The 14,850-nt window shown below is 64.3% G+C and carries 11 protein-coding genes; 10 read left to right on the forward strand and 1 reads right to left on the reverse strand.

The features are described 5' to 3' along the window. Nucleotides 1-12 precede the first annotated feature (12 nt). The 9 genes from rnr to alr all read left to right on the forward strand — a co-directional run bounded on the left by rnr (nucleotide 13) and on the right by alr (nucleotide 10,545). Entirely contained in the window at nucleotides 13-2,550 is a 2,538-nt protein-coding gene (gene rnr, locus AC0KXH_RS03330; protein ID WP_213150252.1) for a ribonuclease R, read from the forward strand. After that, complete coding sequence (gene rlmB, locus AC0KXH_RS03335; protein ID WP_041107908.1) at nucleotides 2,547-3,299, forward strand: 23S rRNA (guanosine(2251)-2'-O)-methyltransferase RlmB; 753 nt, start codon at nucleotides 2,547-2,549, stop codon at nucleotides 3,297-3,299. The genes rnr and rlmB overlap by 4 nt, the downstream gene beginning before the upstream one ends. Before the next feature lie 168 nt (nucleotides 3,300-3,467). Then, nucleotides 3,468-5,615, forward strand: coding sequence for a hybrid sensor histidine kinase/response regulator (locus tag AC0KXH_RS03340; RefSeq protein ID WP_488224156.1), 2,148 nt, complete (start codon nucleotides 3,468-3,470; stop codon nucleotides 5,613-5,615). Between the two features lie 175 nt (nucleotides 5,616-5,790). Further along, a complete protein-coding gene (gene rpsF / locus AC0KXH_RS03345; protein ID WP_041107904.1) occupies nucleotides 5,791-6,204 on the forward strand; it encodes a 30S ribosomal protein S6 in 414 nt (137 codons plus the stop codon). Between the two features lie 28 nt (nucleotides 6,205-6,232). Beyond that, the gene (gene rpsR, locus AC0KXH_RS03350) at nucleotides 6,233-6,463 is read left to right on the forward strand and encodes a 30S ribosomal protein S18 (protein ID WP_003283112.1); all 231 of its coding nucleotides are present in this window, start codon (nucleotides 6,233-6,235) and stop codon (nucleotides 6,461-6,463) included. A 33-nt stretch (nucleotides 6,464-6,496) separates the two neighbouring features. Beyond that, nucleotides 6,497-7,390 carry a hypothetical protein gene (locus tag AC0KXH_RS03355; RefSeq protein ID WP_488224157.1) on the forward strand — a complete coding sequence of 298 codons (894 nt, stop codon included), beginning with the start codon at nucleotides 6,497-6,499 and terminating at the stop codon, nucleotides 7,388-7,390. 21 nt (nucleotides 7,391-7,411) lie between these two features. Further along, the gene (gene rplI / locus AC0KXH_RS03360) at nucleotides 7,412-7,858 is read left to right on the forward strand and encodes a 50S ribosomal protein L9 (protein ID WP_041107899.1); all 447 of its coding nucleotides are present in this window, start codon (nucleotides 7,412-7,414) and stop codon (nucleotides 7,856-7,858) included. Between the two features lie 105 nt (nucleotides 7,859-7,963). Continuing rightward, nucleotides 7,964-9,358 carry a replicative DNA helicase gene (gene dnaB / locus AC0KXH_RS03365; protein ID WP_041107897.1) on the forward strand — a complete coding sequence of 465 codons (1,395 nt, stop codon included), beginning with the start codon at nucleotides 7,964-7,966 and terminating at the stop codon, nucleotides 9,356-9,358. Between the two features lie 110 nt (nucleotides 9,359-9,468). Further along, nucleotides 9,469-10,545, forward strand: a complete 1,077-nt coding sequence (alr, locus tag AC0KXH_RS03370; RefSeq protein ID WP_437270364.1) for an alanine racemase — start codon at nucleotides 9,469-9,471, stop codon at nucleotides 10,543-10,545. Here the strand turns inward: alr and AC0KXH_RS03375 are convergent. Further along, nucleotides 10,533-12,398, reverse strand: coding sequence for a diguanylate cyclase domain-containing protein (locus AC0KXH_RS03375; RefSeq protein ID WP_488224158.1), 1,866 nt, complete (start codon nucleotides 12,396-12,398; stop codon nucleotides 10,533-10,535). The two genes, alr and AC0KXH_RS03375, sit on opposite strands and share 13 nt — an antisense overlap. A gap of 168 nt (nucleotides 12,399-12,566) precedes the next feature. On the opposite strand from AC0KXH_RS03375, the gene AC0KXH_RS03380 reads away from it, so the two are divergent. Further along, entirely contained in the window at nucleotides 12,567-14,849 is a 2,283-nt protein-coding gene (locus AC0KXH_RS03380; protein WP_488224159.1) for a YgiQ family radical SAM protein, read from the forward strand. The last annotated feature ends 1 nt before the right edge of the window (nucleotide 14,850 follow it).

Here is a 14,850-nt window from a genome sequence, read left to right on the forward strand (position 1 = left end):
TGACATTTCTTGATGGCCGACTGGCAATCGCTCGATCCCCAGGCCGCCCGCGAGGCGGAAAAGTACGACAACCCCATCCCCAGCCGCGAGCTGATCCTGCAGCACCTGGGGGAGCGTGGTTCGCCTGCGGCCAGGGAAGAACTGGTCGATGAGTTCGGCCTGGTTTCCGATGAGCAGATCGAGGCGCTGCGCCGGCGTTTGCGTGCCATGGAGCGCGATGGCCAGTTGATCTATACCCGCCGCGGCACCTATGCGCCGGTGGACAAGCTCGACCTGATCTGTGGGCGCGTCAGCGGGCACCGCGACGGTTTCGGCTTTCTCATCCCGGACGATGGTAGCGACGACCTTTTTCTGAGCCCGGCACAGATGCGGCTGGTGTTCGACGGCGATCGGTGTCTGGCGCGTGTTTCGGGCATCGACCGGCGTGGTCGGCGCGAGGGCGCTATTGTCGAGGTCATCAGCCGTGCCCACGAAACCATTGTTGGCCGCTACCAGATCGAAAGCGATGTGGGATTCGTGGTTGCCGACAATCCGAAGATTCAGCAGGAGGTGCTGGTCACCCCCGGTCGCGCCCTGGATGCCAAGCCCGGACAGTTCGTCGAAGTGAAAATCACGCACTGGCCCACGCAACGGTTCCAGCCCCAGGGCGACATCATCGAGGTGATCGGCAACTACATGGCGCCGGGCATGGAAATCGACGTTGCACTACGCAGCTTCGATATCCCGCACGTCTGGCCTGAAGCCGTGCTCAAGGAGGCTGCGCGCCTCAAGCCCGAAGTCGAGGAGAAGGACAAGCAGCGGCGCGTCGATCTGCGACATCTGCCCTTCGTTACCATCGACGGCGAGGATGCGCGTGACTTCGATGACGCCGTTTATTGCGAGAAGCTGCGCAGCTGGAACCTCTTCTCCGGCGGCTACCGGCTGTTCGTGGCCATCGCCGATGTTTCCCACTACGTCCGGGTCGGCTCGGCGCTGGACCAGGAGGCGCAGAACCGCGGCAACTCCGTTTACTTCCCCGAGCGCGTCGTGCCGATGCTGCCCGAGGCCTTGTCCAATGGGTTGTGTTCGCTGAATCCGCAGGTCGATCGCCTGGCGATGGTCTGCGAGGTCACCCTGAGCAAGACCGGCAAGATGACCGACTATCAGTTCTATGAGGCGGTGATCCATTCGCACGCGCGGCTGACCTACAACAAGGTCAGTACGATGCTCGAGCAGCCGAAGTCGGCGGAGGCCAAGCAGCTGGCTGGTCAGTACGCTGAGGTGTTGCCGCATCTCAAGCAATTGCATGCCCTGTACAAGGTATTGGCCAAGGCCCGGCATGTCCGCGGCGCTATCGACTTCGAGACGCAGGAGACCCGCATTCTGTTCGGCGAAGACCGCAAGATCGCCGCCATCAAGCCCACCGAGCGTAACGATGCACACAAGCTGATCGAGGAATGCATGCTCTGCGCAAACGTGGCGACGGCCGCGTTCCTGCAGCAGCACAAGCTGCCCGGGTTATATCGTGTCCACGATGCGCCACCGTTGGAGCGGCAGGAGAAGCTCACCGCGTTTCTCGGCGAGTTGGGTCTGTCTTTGCACAAAGGCAAGGAGGGGCCGACGCCGAAGGATTACCAGGCGCTGCTGGAAAAGGTCCAGGATCGCCCGGACTTCCACGTGATCCAGACCGTGATGCTGCGCTCGCTGAGTCAGGCCGTCTACAGCGCGGACAACCACGGGCATTTCGGCCTCAACTACGAGGCCTACGCCCACTTTACCTCGCCGATTCGGCGCTACCCGGACCTGCTGGTGCATCGCGCCATTCGCAGCGTCATTCGTTCGCGGCGTGAGACGCCACATGTACGGCGCGCCGGTGCGGCAAGCATGCCGAAGGTGCGCATCTATCCATACGACGAAAGCGCCCTGGAGCAGCTCGGTGAGCAGTGTTCGATGACCGAGCGCCGGGCCGACGAGGCGACTCGTGACGTGGTGAACTGGCTCAAGTGCGAGTTCATGCGTGATCGGGTCGGTGAGACGTTCCCGGGGGTGATCTCCGCGGTGACCGGATTCGGCTTGTTCGTAGAGTTGACCGATATCTATGTCGAGGGGCTGGTCCATGTCACGGCGATGCCGGGTGACTACTACCACTTCGATCCGCTGCATCATCGTCTGACCGGCGAGCGCAGCGGGCGGAATTTCCGCCTGGGCGATACGGTGTCGGTTCGGGTCATGCGCGTGGATCTGGACGAGCGCAAGATCGATTTCGAGCTGGTCGAGGGCGGTGCACGCGGCGACACCTCGCGCGATGTCGGCGGGCGCCCGCACACGGGGCGGCGGAGCCAGTCGGGCAAAGGGGGCGACGCCGGCAGCGCCGATGTTCAGAAGAGTCGCGCAATGAAGAAGGCGCTACTGGATGAGGCCAAGACCGGTGGTCGCGGCGGCAAGCCGGGGCGCACCGAGGACGGTAAGTCGAGCAAGGGCAAGCGGACGTCGGGCGGAAAGCGTCCGGCCTCCGCGCCGGCCAAGTCAGGCAGTGGCTCGGCCGCGAGAAAGCGCAAGGCCAAATCATGAGCGACCTGGAAAAAGTGTTCGGCCTGCACGCGGTCGAGGCCCTGCTGCGTCATCATCCTCGGCGGGTCAAACGGATCTGGCTGGCCGAGCGCCGCAATGATCCGCGCGTCCAGGCGGTGCTCGAACTGGCTGCTCAGGCCAGGATCGGCGTCACTTCCTGCGAACGGCGGGAAATGGACGAATGGGTCGAGGGCGTCCATCAGGGTGTGGTCGCCGAGGTCAGCCCCAGCCAGGTCTGGGGCGAGCCTATGCTCGACGAATTGCTCGATCGCAGCGAGGCGCCGCCGCTCTTGCTGGTGCTCGACGGTGTGACCGATCCGCATAACCTTGGCGCCTGTCTGCGTACCGCCGACGCAGCGGGGGCGCTGGCGGTGATCGTGCCGAAGGACAAGTCGGCAACGCTCAACGCCACGGTGCGAAAGGTCGCCTGTGGCGCCGCCGAGGTGGTGCCGCTGGTGGCGGTAACCAACCTGGCGCGGACGCTGGAGAAGCTGCAGAAGCGCGGCGTGTGGATCGTCGGCACCGCAGGCGAGGCGTCGCAGGAGCTCTACAGTCAGGATCTCAGTGGGCCGATCGCATTGGTCATGGGGGCAGAGGGCAAGGGCATGCGTCGCCTGACCCGCGAGCATTGCGACTATCTGGTGCGCCTGCCGATGGCCGGTAGCGTCAGCAGTCTCAATGTATCGGTCGCCACGGGGGTCTGTTTGTTCGAGGCGCTGCGCCAGCGCCGGGCGACGTCCGGCGGTTGATCCCCCTTGGCGGCCTGCGGCCGCCAGTTTTCTTCATTCTGCAACCGATCGCGCGTTTGGCGGTCAATGGGCTGATCTATGCCCGTTCGCCGCCGCCGTTGCGCATGCTGCGCGCTGCCTTGTCGGGGCGCGCAATCGCTCGATTCCGGGCGCACCAAGGAGGACTTCATGCAGCAACGCCCGAGTTTCGAGAGCCTGTTTCGGCTGTCGCCCAATGCCTATGTGCTGCTGGCTCCGGATCTGGCCATCCTCGATGCCAATGATGCCTACCTCAGGCTGACCGGGCGCCGTCGCGAGGAAATCCTCGGTCAGCGCCTGCATGAGGCCTTTGCGGTTGATCCGCAACAGCCCGATGCAGTGAATGTCGCAGAGTTGCTGGAGTCGTTCGACCGGGTCCTTGAGCGCCGGGTGCCCGACACCATTCCGGTAATCCGCTATTCGATCAGCCGGCAGACCGAGCACGGGCCGGTGTTCGAGGATCGATACTGGAGCGCGACCCACACCCCGTTGCTCGATGACGATGGCAGGGTGTCTGCCATCCTTCAGCACACCTCGGATATCACCGAGCTGTACGGCATGCAGGCCGCCCGCGCGGCCGCCGAGGCGCGCATGCAGCCGCTGCAGCAGATCGGCCAGGCGATCATCGCCAGGGCGCGTCTGGTGCAGGACGAGGGCAATCTGTTGCGCCGCCTGTTTGCGCAGGCCCCGGGGTTCGTCTGTTTTCTGCGTGGCCCAGAGCACATCTTCGAACTGGTCAACGCCGAGTACCAGCGACTTACCGGCCATCGTGAGCTGATCGGTAGGTCGGTGCGCGAGGCATTGCCTGAAGTGGATGGTCAGGGCTTCCTTGAGCTGCTCGATCATGCTTTCGCCAGTGGCGAGCCCATCGTCCGGCGCCAGGCGCCCGTACGGTTGCGGCGCGATCCGCAGGGGGCGCTAGAGGAGTTGTTCGTCGATTTTCTCTATCAGCCGATCACCGAGAGCAGTGGTCGCGTCAGCGGTATTTTCGTGCTCGGCCACGATGTCACCGAACAGCGCCGGGCTGAAGATGAGGTGCGCAGCTATCGAGAACACCTCGAAGAGCTGGTCCGGGAGCGGACCGCCGCCTTGCTGCAGAGCGAGGCGGAGCGGCAGGCGGCAGAGGCTGCGCTGCTGCAGGCGCAGAAGCTGGAAGCGGTGGGCAAGCTGACAGGCGGCATTGCGCATGACTTCAACAACATGCTGCAGATCATTGGCGGCAACCTGCAGTTGCTTCGGCGCAGCTTGGGCGCCGATGAAACCGCCTTGCGGCGTCTCGATTCGGCGGTCAGCGGCGTGGATAAGGGGGCGCGGCTGGCATCGCAGCTCCTGGCCTTCGCCAGTCGGCAGCCGCTGCGTCCGCAGCGGGTTCACCTCGAGCAACTGATCGGCGATATGCATGAATTGCTGGACGGTGCGCTGGGCTCGTCAATCACTGTCGAGGTGGACGTGCCGGGTGGCTTGTGGCCGGTGCATGCCGACGTGGGCAACCTGCAGAGTGTGCTGCTCAATCTTGCCGCCAACGCGCGCGAAGCGATGGCCGGGACGGGACGCTTGCAGATCCGGCTGCACAACTCCACGCTGACCGAGAAAGTGCATGGCGAGGCGGCCGATATCGCGCCGGGTGATTACGTCGTGCTCAGTGTCATCGACGAGGGCGTAGGCATGAGCGACGCGGTTCGTAGTCACGCCTTCGAACCTTTCTTCACCACCAAGCAGGAAACCAATGCCTCCGGGCTCGGCCTGAGCATGGTGTACGGCTTCGTCAAGCAGAGTGGGGGCTTCGTCAGGCTCGACAATGGAGAGCAGGGTGGCACTGCGGTGCATGTCTATCTGCCGCGTGCGCAAGAGGCCTCTGGCCAGGGAAGCGAGGAGCGGCCGGCTCCGGCTGTGGTCGAGGACACGGTTCCTGTCGAGCGCGCAAATGCAGATGAAGCGGGGCTGCAGGTGCTCTTTGTCGAGGATGATCCGACCCTGCGGATGCTGACCGGGGAGGTCATGCTCGAACTGGGGCATCAGGTCACGCTCAGTGAGACGGCCGAGGATGCGTTGGCGCAGTTGGAAAGTGGTGAGTTCGATGTGCTGCTGACCGATGTCGGATTGCATGGCATGAGCGGCATCGAGCTGGCGCGCCGCGTTCGCCAGCATCATCCGGGCGTTACTGTGGTGATTGCCTCGGGCTACGCCGTCGATGCGCGCGAGGAAGCGCTGGCCGACGTTCGCACGATGCTCAAGCCCTACGATATCCAGCAGGTGCGGGCGCTGCTCGAGGCCATTGCGCGCGAGCGCAGGGGCTGATCGCGCTGATCAAAACTTCGCCAATTCGCCTTGCGCAGCTAATGGCCCTTCTCTAGAATGGCGCCCCTTGCCCGGACGGCAGGCTTCTGTTCGTCCTGGCAATGGCAAGACAACAAAGTCATTCACTCCTTGCCTGACCGCATCGTCGGCAGGCTGCAACCCGTAAGGAGCATTTATGCGTCATTACGAAATCATCTTTCTGGTTCACCCGGACCAGAGCGAGCAGGTCGGCGGCATGGTGGAACGTTACACCAAGCTGATCGAAGAAGATGGCGGCAAGATCCACCGCCTGGAAGACTGGGGCCGTCGTCAGCTGGCTTACGCCATCAACAACGTGCACAAGGCTCACTACGTCATGATGAATGTCGAGTGCAGCGGCAAGGCACTGGCCGAGCTGGAAGACAACTTCCGCTACAACGACGCCGTCATCCGTAACCTGGTCATCCGTCGCGACGAAGCCGTGACCGAGCAATCCGAAATGCTCAAGGCCGAGGAAAACCGCAGCGAGCGTCGCGAGCGTCGCGAGCGCCCGGAGAACGCTGAAGGCTCCAACGAGAGCGACAACAGCGACAACTCCGCTGACGAGTAATCACCGGATCTATTGAGGAGCCTATTTCATGGCACGTTTTTTCCGTCGTCGTAAGTTCTGCCGTTTCACCGCCGAAGGCGTGAAAGAGATCGACTACAAGGATCTCAACACCCTGAAGGCCTACATCTCCGAGACCGGCAAGATCGTTCCGAGCCGCATCACCGGTACCAAGGCCCGTTATCAGCGTCAGCTGGCTACCGCCATCAAGCGTGCCCGCTACCTGGCCCTGCTGCCCTACACCGACAGCCACGGCCGTTGATTCGGCTGGTCGACCGAAGTAGGGATTGATCGCGTGCGCGCTTTGGCGGACTACATCATGCGCGGCCGCAAGCAAGCCATCTTCGTGATGGCGGGCGCGGCGGCAGTGCCGATGCTGTTCTGGCTCAGCGCCGCGGCTGGAAGTCTGGTGTTGCTGCGTCGCGGGCTTAACGACGCCTTGGGTGTGCTGGTCTGGGGCGCGTTGCCGGCACTGGTGTGGTGGTACTTCGGTGACCCACGCACGTTGTTGGTGATGCTTGGCACGTTGGGCTTGGGGATGCTGCTGCGCAATCAGGCATCCTGGGCCCGTGTGCTGATGGCAAGTGTCGGTGTCGGTTTGCTCTATGCCTGGGCGCTTGGCCTGGTCTTCGACGAACCGATCAAGGCTCTGGCCGGCGAGTTGCAGAAGGTATTGCCGCAGACACTGTCGGACGCCTACCAGCAACTTTCGGTGGATGAGCGGACGCGGCTAGAGTCGCTTCTGGCTCCGGTGTTGACCGGGCTGCTTGCGGCACTGCTGCAGATCACCACGCTGCTCAGCCTGATGCTGGCGCGCTATTGGCAGGCCGCGCTGTACAACCCGGGTGGCTTCGGTAAGGAGTTCCGGGCGTTGCGTTTGCGCCCGCTGCTGGCAGCGCTGCTGCTGGCGGGCATGCTGCTCGGCCCGAACCTCGGCGCGGAGCTGGCGATGCTGACGCCGCTGTGCAGTGTGCCGCTGGTGTTTGCCGGCGTCGCGCTGGTGCATGGGCTGGTCGCACAGGGGCGCCTGCAGCGTTTTTGGCTGGTAGGGCTCTACGTCACGCTGGTGCTGTTCATGCAGTTGATTTATCCGCTACTGGCCGTGTTGGCCATGGTCGACAGTCTGTTTGATTTTCGCGGTCGCGCCGCCGACAGAAACGGTGCGGGGCCTGCGAACGGTGAAGGTTAAAAGTTAAGAGGTGAGACTCAAATGGAAGTCATCCTGCTGGAAAAGATCGCCAACCTGGGCAACCTGGGCGACAAGGTAAACGTCAAGGCCGGTTACGGTCGTAACTATCTGCTGCCGCAAGGCAAGGCTACCGCTGCCACTGCGGCCAACGTCGCGGCTTTCGAAGCGCGTCGTGCCGAACTGGAAAAGGCTGCTGCAGAGAAGAAGGCCTCGGCCGAAGCTCGTGCTGCTCAGCTGGCTGAACTGGAAGTCACCATCACCGCTACTGCCGGTGACGAGGGCAAACTGTTCGGTTCCATCGGTACCGCCGACATCGCTGACGCCCTGACCGCCTCTGGCGTGGAAGTGGCCAAGAGCGAAGTTCGCCTGCCCAACGGCACCATTCGCCAGACCGGCGAGTACGACGTCGCGCTGCATCTGCACACCGACGTCGAAGCTGCCGTCAAGGTGATCGTAGTCGCGGCCTAAGCCGTCGTCTGGCACCCCGGGTGCCTGGCGAGTAACATCGGGCACGCTTCCACGCAGGTGGGGCGTGCCCTTTGTTTTTCTGCAGTTTCGAGTTTCGCGAGAACCATGAACGACATCAGTGTGCCCCAGCAATACGACCTGGAAACCGCCGCGCTCAAGGTGCCGCCGCATTCCATCGAGGCCGAGCAGGCCGTCCTTGGCGGCCTGATGCTGGACAACAACGCCTGGGAGCGCGTGCTCGACCAGGTCTCCGACGGTGACTTCTACCGGCACGATCACCGGCTGATCTTCCGTGCCATCTACGCGCTGGCCGAGCGCAACATGCCGTTCGACGTGGTCACCCTGTCCGAGCAGCTGGACAAGGAAGGCCACCTGGTGCAGGTCGGCGGGTTGGCCTATCTGGGCGAGCTAGCGAAGAACACGCCCTCGGTGGCGAACATCAAGGCCTACGCGCAGATCATTCGCGAGCGTGCGACGCTGCGTCAGTTGATCGGCATCAGCAACGAGATCGCCGACAGCGCCTACGCACCGCAGGGACGCACCGGCGAGGAGATCCTCGACGAGGCCGAGCGACTGATCTTCCAGATCGCCGAAGCGCGGCCGAAGACCGGCGGGCCGGTGGGCATCAACGACATCCTGGTCAAGGCCATCGACCGCATCGACACCCTGTTCAATGCCGGCGAGGCGATCACCGGTCTGTCCACCGGGTTCACCGATCTCGACGAGGCCACCAATGGTCTGCAACCGGCGGACCTGATCATCGTCGCCGGGCGCCCTTCGATGGGTAAGACCACCTTCGCCATGAATCTGGTGGAGAACGCCGTTCTGCGTACCGACAAGGCCGTGCTGGTCTATTCGCTGGAAATGCCGTCCGAATCCATCGTCATCCGTATGCTCGCTTCGCTCGGACGTATCGATCAGACCAAGGTGCGGGCGGGCAAGCTGGACGACGACGATTGGCCGCGGCTGACCTCGGCGGTCAACCTGCTCAACGACCGCAAGTTGTTCATCGACGACACGGCCGGTATCAGCCCGTCGGAAATGCGCGCGCGCACTCGGCGCCTTGCCCGCGAGCACGGCGAGATCGCCATGATCATGGTCGACTACCTGCAGCTGATGCAGATTCCCGGCTCCAGCGGTGACAATCGGACCAACGAGATTTCCGAAATCTCTCGCTCGCTCAAGGGGCTGGCCAAGGAATTCAACTGTCCGGTGATCGCCCTCTCGCAGCTCAACCGCTCGCTCGAGCAGCGCCCGAACAAGCGCCCGGTGAACTCCGACCTGCGCGAATCCGGGGCCATCGAGCAGGACGCCGACATCATCATGTTCGTCTACCGGGACGAGGTCTATCACCCGGAAACCGAATACAAAGGCGTCGCCGAAATCATCATCGGCAAGCAGCGGAACGGCCCGATCGGCACGACCCGCCTGGCTTTTCTTGGCAAGTACTCGCGTTTCGAGAACCTCGCGCCGGGCAGCTACCAGTTCGACGACGAATAAGCGCACGGGTCAGGCTTCGACCGGCCGAGCGTCGAGGATCGCTTTGGCGGCTTGAAGCCTGAAGCCTGAAGCCTGAAGCTAGACAGCCTCTCCCTACCGGAACATCCGCCATGCGTCCCCTGGTTGCAACGGTCGATCTGGCCGCGCTTCGACACAATTATCTCCATGCCAAGCAGTGCGCTCCGCAGCGCCGGGCCTTCGCCGTGGTCAAGGCCGATGCCTATGGCCACGGCGCGAGGCGCGCGGTCCAGGCGCTGCAGGACATCGCCGACGGGTTCGCCGTCGCCTGCATCGAGGAGGCCGAGGTCGTGCGCGAGGTCGCGCCTACTGCACGCCTGCTATTGCTCGAGGGCTGCTTCGAACCAGCCGAGCTGCCGCGTGCGGCCGAACTCGGCCTGGACGTCGCCGTGCAAGGCGAGGCGCAGGCCGAGGCGCTGCTGGCGGCCGATCTGGCCCGCCCGCTGAATGTCTGGCTCAAGCTCGATTCGGGCATGCATCGGCTGGGCTTCGATATCGCCGGCCTGCGTGCCTGGCATGCCCGGCTCAAGGATGCGCCGCAGGTGGCCGAACTGAACCTGATCAGTCACTTCGCCTGTGCTGACGAGCGTGGGCACGCGCTGACCGACCTGCAGCTGCAGCGTTATGCCGAGGTGATGCAGCTTGGTTTCGATAACTGCACGTTGGCCAACTCGGCGGCGGTGCTGACACTGCCTCAGGCGCACATGGAGTGGATTCGTCCGGGCATCATGCTCTATGGCGCGACGCCCTTTGCCGAACTGGCGGCGACGACGCTGGGCCTGCAGCCGGTGATGACGCTGACCGGCGCGCTGATCGCTGTGCGTGAGATAGACGCCGGCGAGAGCGTGGGATACGGCGGGACCTGGGTAGCGCAGCGGCCTTCGCGTATCGGTACAGTCAGTTGCGGCTATGCCGATGGCTACCCGCGCACCGCACCGCCCGGAACCGAGGTCGTGATCCGGGGGCAGCGTGTACCACTGGCTGGTCGGGTATCGATGGACATGCTCGCGGTGGATCTCACTGACCTGCCGGCGGCCCGGCTTGGCGATGCGGTCGAGCTGTGGGGCGCGCAGCTGCCCATCGATGAGCTGGCCCAGGCGTGTGGCACGATCGGCTACGAATTGCTGACGAAAGTCACCGGTCGGGTGCCGCGCCGTTACGTCGGCTGATCGGCGGAGGCTGGGCGCTCATCGTGTTGCGCCCAGCCTGCACGGCCCTGATGCTTGGCGCGATACAGCGCCTGGTCGGCGGCCTTGCATAGCCCTGCGAAGTGTTCGGCGTGACGTGGATAAAAGGCCGCGCCGACGCTTACCGTCACGGCCAGGGTGGCGTTGCGGTACGGTACCGGGTGCGCCAGCTCACGCAGCAGGCGCTCGGCGATCTGCTCCACGTCACTCTCGGCATTCGGTCCGGTCACCAACAGTGCGAACTCGTCGCCGCCGAGCCGTGCAGCCATGTCGCCTGCGCGTACCAGGGTGCGCAGGCGCAGCGCCAGGGTGCGCAGCAGCAGGTCGCCGGCATCATGGCCGTGGTGATCGTTGACCGGTTTGAAGTGATCCAGGTCGATCAGTAATAGCGCAACCGCCTCGGCCTTTCGGCCCGCTTCATCCAGAGCAGCCTCGGCTCGTTCGATTAAGTAGCGGCGGTTGGGCAGCTCGGTCAATGGATCGTGGAAGGCCGCATGCTTGAGTTCCTGCTCGCGCTCACTGAGGTGCCGGTTGGCCTCGGCCAGCTCCGCGGTGCGGGTCTCCACCGCCTGGCTGAGCTGCGCTGCGCTGGCCTGCACCTGCTCGAGCCGTGCCGCCTTTTCGCGATCGGCGCGCTCGAGGGCCGCGGCCTTTTCCTGCTTGAGGATCTGGATGCGGTACGCCAGTGCGAACGAGAAGAGAATCGACTCGGCGGCCACAGCCAGTGGAAAGATGTGAGCATTCCAGGGGGCTGGCTGGACCACGCCGGTGGCGCGCAACAGCAGCAGGTTGACGCTGCCGAGGATCACGCCGAAACCGATCAGATAGAGCAGCGCAGGGAAATAGCCCAGGCGCCAGCGCCGGAACGAGGCCCAGAGCGAGGCGGGAATGGCGGTCAGTGCCAGCGCCACGAAGACCCAGGCGCCGAACGCACGATAACCGACGAGGTTCAACAACACGGCCAGTACGTAGAGGCCGCAGGCCAGGCTCAGCAGACGGTGTGCCCAGGGTGCGAAGTGCCGGGTCTGCAGCAGGGTCTGGGTGAAGCGACAGGCGCTGAAGCCCCAGAGGGCCGGAATACTGATGCGGTCCAGCCAGAGCGGCACCGGGCCGTTCGGCCAGAGGTACTGGAAGCCGTGGCCGGTCATCGCGACGATCATCAGCAGCGCGCCGCTGGTGGTCATCACGTACCAGAAGTAGGCCTTGTCCCGCAGGCTGAAGAAGATGAACAGGTTGTACAGCAGCATCGCCAGGATCACGCCGTAGACCAGGCCGAGAAACAGGTTCTCGCCCGCGGCCTGTGCCTGCAGTGCATCCAGTTGCCACACGCGCAGTGGAAAGGAGTTGCCGGCCGGGTCGTGGGTGCGCAGGTAGAAGGTCAGCGGCGCATCGTCGGCCAGCTGCGGAAGGCGCAACAGCATGCGTCGGTATGGGTAGTCGCGCCCCTCGGCAAAGCCGACCAGTTCGCCAGACTGACGCGCCTGCCAGCCACCTGCGCCATCGGACAGGTAGATTCGTAGATCCTTCAGGGTTACCGAGCCGATCTCCAGCCACCACTGGACGGGGGCATCGCTCGTGCGCTGCAGGCTGACCCTGATCCACCAGGGGTGGGGGCTCTGGCCGACGCTGGCCTTGCCCTGCGCGGGTTCGAAGCGGGCCTGGACCTCGGGGCGCTGAAGATCGCTGATCTCCAGGCTGGCGCCAGGGTCGGCGAGCAGATCCACGTCGGCATTCAGGCTTCGACCGCTGTCGGCAGGGGCCAGCAAGGTCGTTTCCGCGCGGGCAGCGCCGAGGCTGCACAGGCTCAGGAGCAAGGCGAACAGGACGAAACGCACCAGGGACTCCCGAGAGCGAGGCGTGGCTAGGGTCACGCGAGTATACCCACGCCGATGGTGGGCTGCGCAGGCTATCTGGCTACCGGGGAAAGACCGCGCGGGGTAGTCGGGCTTGATCATTTTTTGTGCTATATTCCGCGCCCGTTTTCGTTGCCCCCGGTCTTCGCCATGCACGCCGTCAAGCCGCTCTACGACTATCCCAAGTACTGGGCCGAATGCTTCGGCCCGGCGCCGTTCCTGCCGATGAGCAGAGCGGAGATGGATCTGCTCGGCTGGGACTGTTGCGACATCATCATCGTGACCGGAGATGCCTACGTCGACCATCCGTCGTTCGGCATGGCAATCATCGGCCGCCTGCTGGAAACCCAGGGCTTTCGCGTGGGCATCATCAGCCAGCCCGACTGGCGCTCGAAGGACGACTTCATGGCGCTTGGCGAGCCGAACCTGTTCTTCGGCGTGGCGGCCGGCAACATGGATTCGATGATCAACCGCTACACCGCCGACCGCAAGGTTCGCTCCGACGACGCCTACACCGCCGGCGGCCTGGCCGGCAAGCGGCCGGATCGTGCCAGCCTGGTCTATAGCCAGCGCTGCAAGGAGGCCTACAGCCATGTGCCGGTGGTGCTTGGTGGTATCGAGGCCTCGCTGCGGCGCATTGCACATTACGACTACTGGTCCGACAAGGTACGCCGTTCGATCCTGATGGACGCCACCGCCGACCTGCTGCTCTATGGCAACGCCGAGCGAGCGATCGTCGAGGTCGCCCACCGTCTGGCCGCTGGCGAGGCGATCGAGGCGATCACCGATGTGCGGGGTACGGCCTTTGTCCGCAAAGACGCCCCCGAGGGTTGGTTCGAGATCGACTCGACCCGCATCGACCGGCCGGGCAAGATCGACAAGATCGTCAACCCTTACGTCAACACCCGCGACCTGGAAGCCTGCGCGCTGGAGAACGGTCAGCCGCCGGCCGACGACCCCGCCGAGGCGCGGCCCGTGGAGTTGCTGCCGCACCCGCGCCTGGAACGCGAGCGGACGGTGATTCGTCTGCCTTCGTTCGAGAAGGTGCGCAATGATCCGGTGCTCTACGCGCATGCCAACCGCGTGCTGCACCTGGAAACCAACCCCGGCAACGCCCGCGCGCTGGTGCAGCGGCACGACGAACGCGAACTGTGGCTGAATCCCCCGCCCATCCCGCTCTCGACCGAGGAAATGGACTACGTGTTCGCCGCGCCCTATGCGCGCGTGCCGCACCCGGCCTATGAGGGCGCGAAGATTCCGGCCTACGAGATGATCCGTTTCTCGGTGAACATCATGCGCGGCTGCTTTGGCGGCTGCACCTTCTGCTCGATCACCGAGCACGAGGGCCGCATCATCCAGAACCGTTCGCACGAGTCGATCCTTCACGAAATCGAACAGATGAAGGGTGTCCCGGGTTTCACCGGCGTCGTTTCCGACCTTGGCGGGCCGACTGCGAACATGTACCGCCTGGCGTGCAAGAGCCACGATATCGAGAAGCACTGCCGCAAGCCGTCCTGCGTCTACCCCGGGATCTGCGAGAACCTCAACACCGACCACAGTTCGCTGATCGAGCTGTACCGCAAGGCCCGGGCGCTGCCGGGAGTGAAGAAGATTCTTATCGCCTCGGGGCTGCGCTACGACCTGGCGGTCGAGTCGCCGGAGTATGTCAAGGAGCTGGTCACCCACCATGTCGGCGGCTACCTGAAGATCGCGCCGGAGCATACCGAGCGTGGCCCGCTGGACAAGATGATGAAGCCGGGCATCGGCTCCTATGATCGCTTCAAGCGGATGTTCGAGAAGTTCTCGAAGGAGGCGGGCAAGGAGCAGTACCTGATCCCGTACTTCATCGCGGCGCACCCCGGCACCACCGATGAGGACATGCTCAACCTGGCGCTGTGGCTGAAAGCCAACGGCTTTCGCGCCGACCAGGTGCAGGCCTTTTATCCGTCGCCGATGGCTACTGCCACGGCGATGTACCACAGCGGCAAGAACCCGCTGCGCAAGGTGACCTACAAGAGTGAAGGCGTCACCATCGTCAAGAGCGAAGAACAGCGCCGCCTGCACAAAGCCTTCCTGCGTTATCACGATCCCAAGGGTTGGCCACTGCTGCGCGAGGCCCTTATTCGCATGGGGCGTGCCGACCTGATCGGCCCGGCCAAGCATCAGCTGATTCCGGCTCACCAGCCGGCGAGCGATGGCTACCACAGCGCTCGGCGCAAGAACTCCACGCCCGTCGGCAGCAAGAAGGCGGGCGGTGCGTCGGCAGGGCGTCCGCTGCTTACCCAGCACACCGGGCTGCCGCCGCGCAGCCAGGACGGCAATCCCTGGGACAAGCGCGAGCAGGCCAAGGCCGCCGCCGAGCAGCGACGCAAGGACAGCAAGCCGGGCAAGGGCGGCAAGGGCAAGCCTCAGCGTCCGGTTGCGCCGCGCTGAG

Source organism: Stutzerimonas sp. CXK-1, from assembly GCF_057738225.1.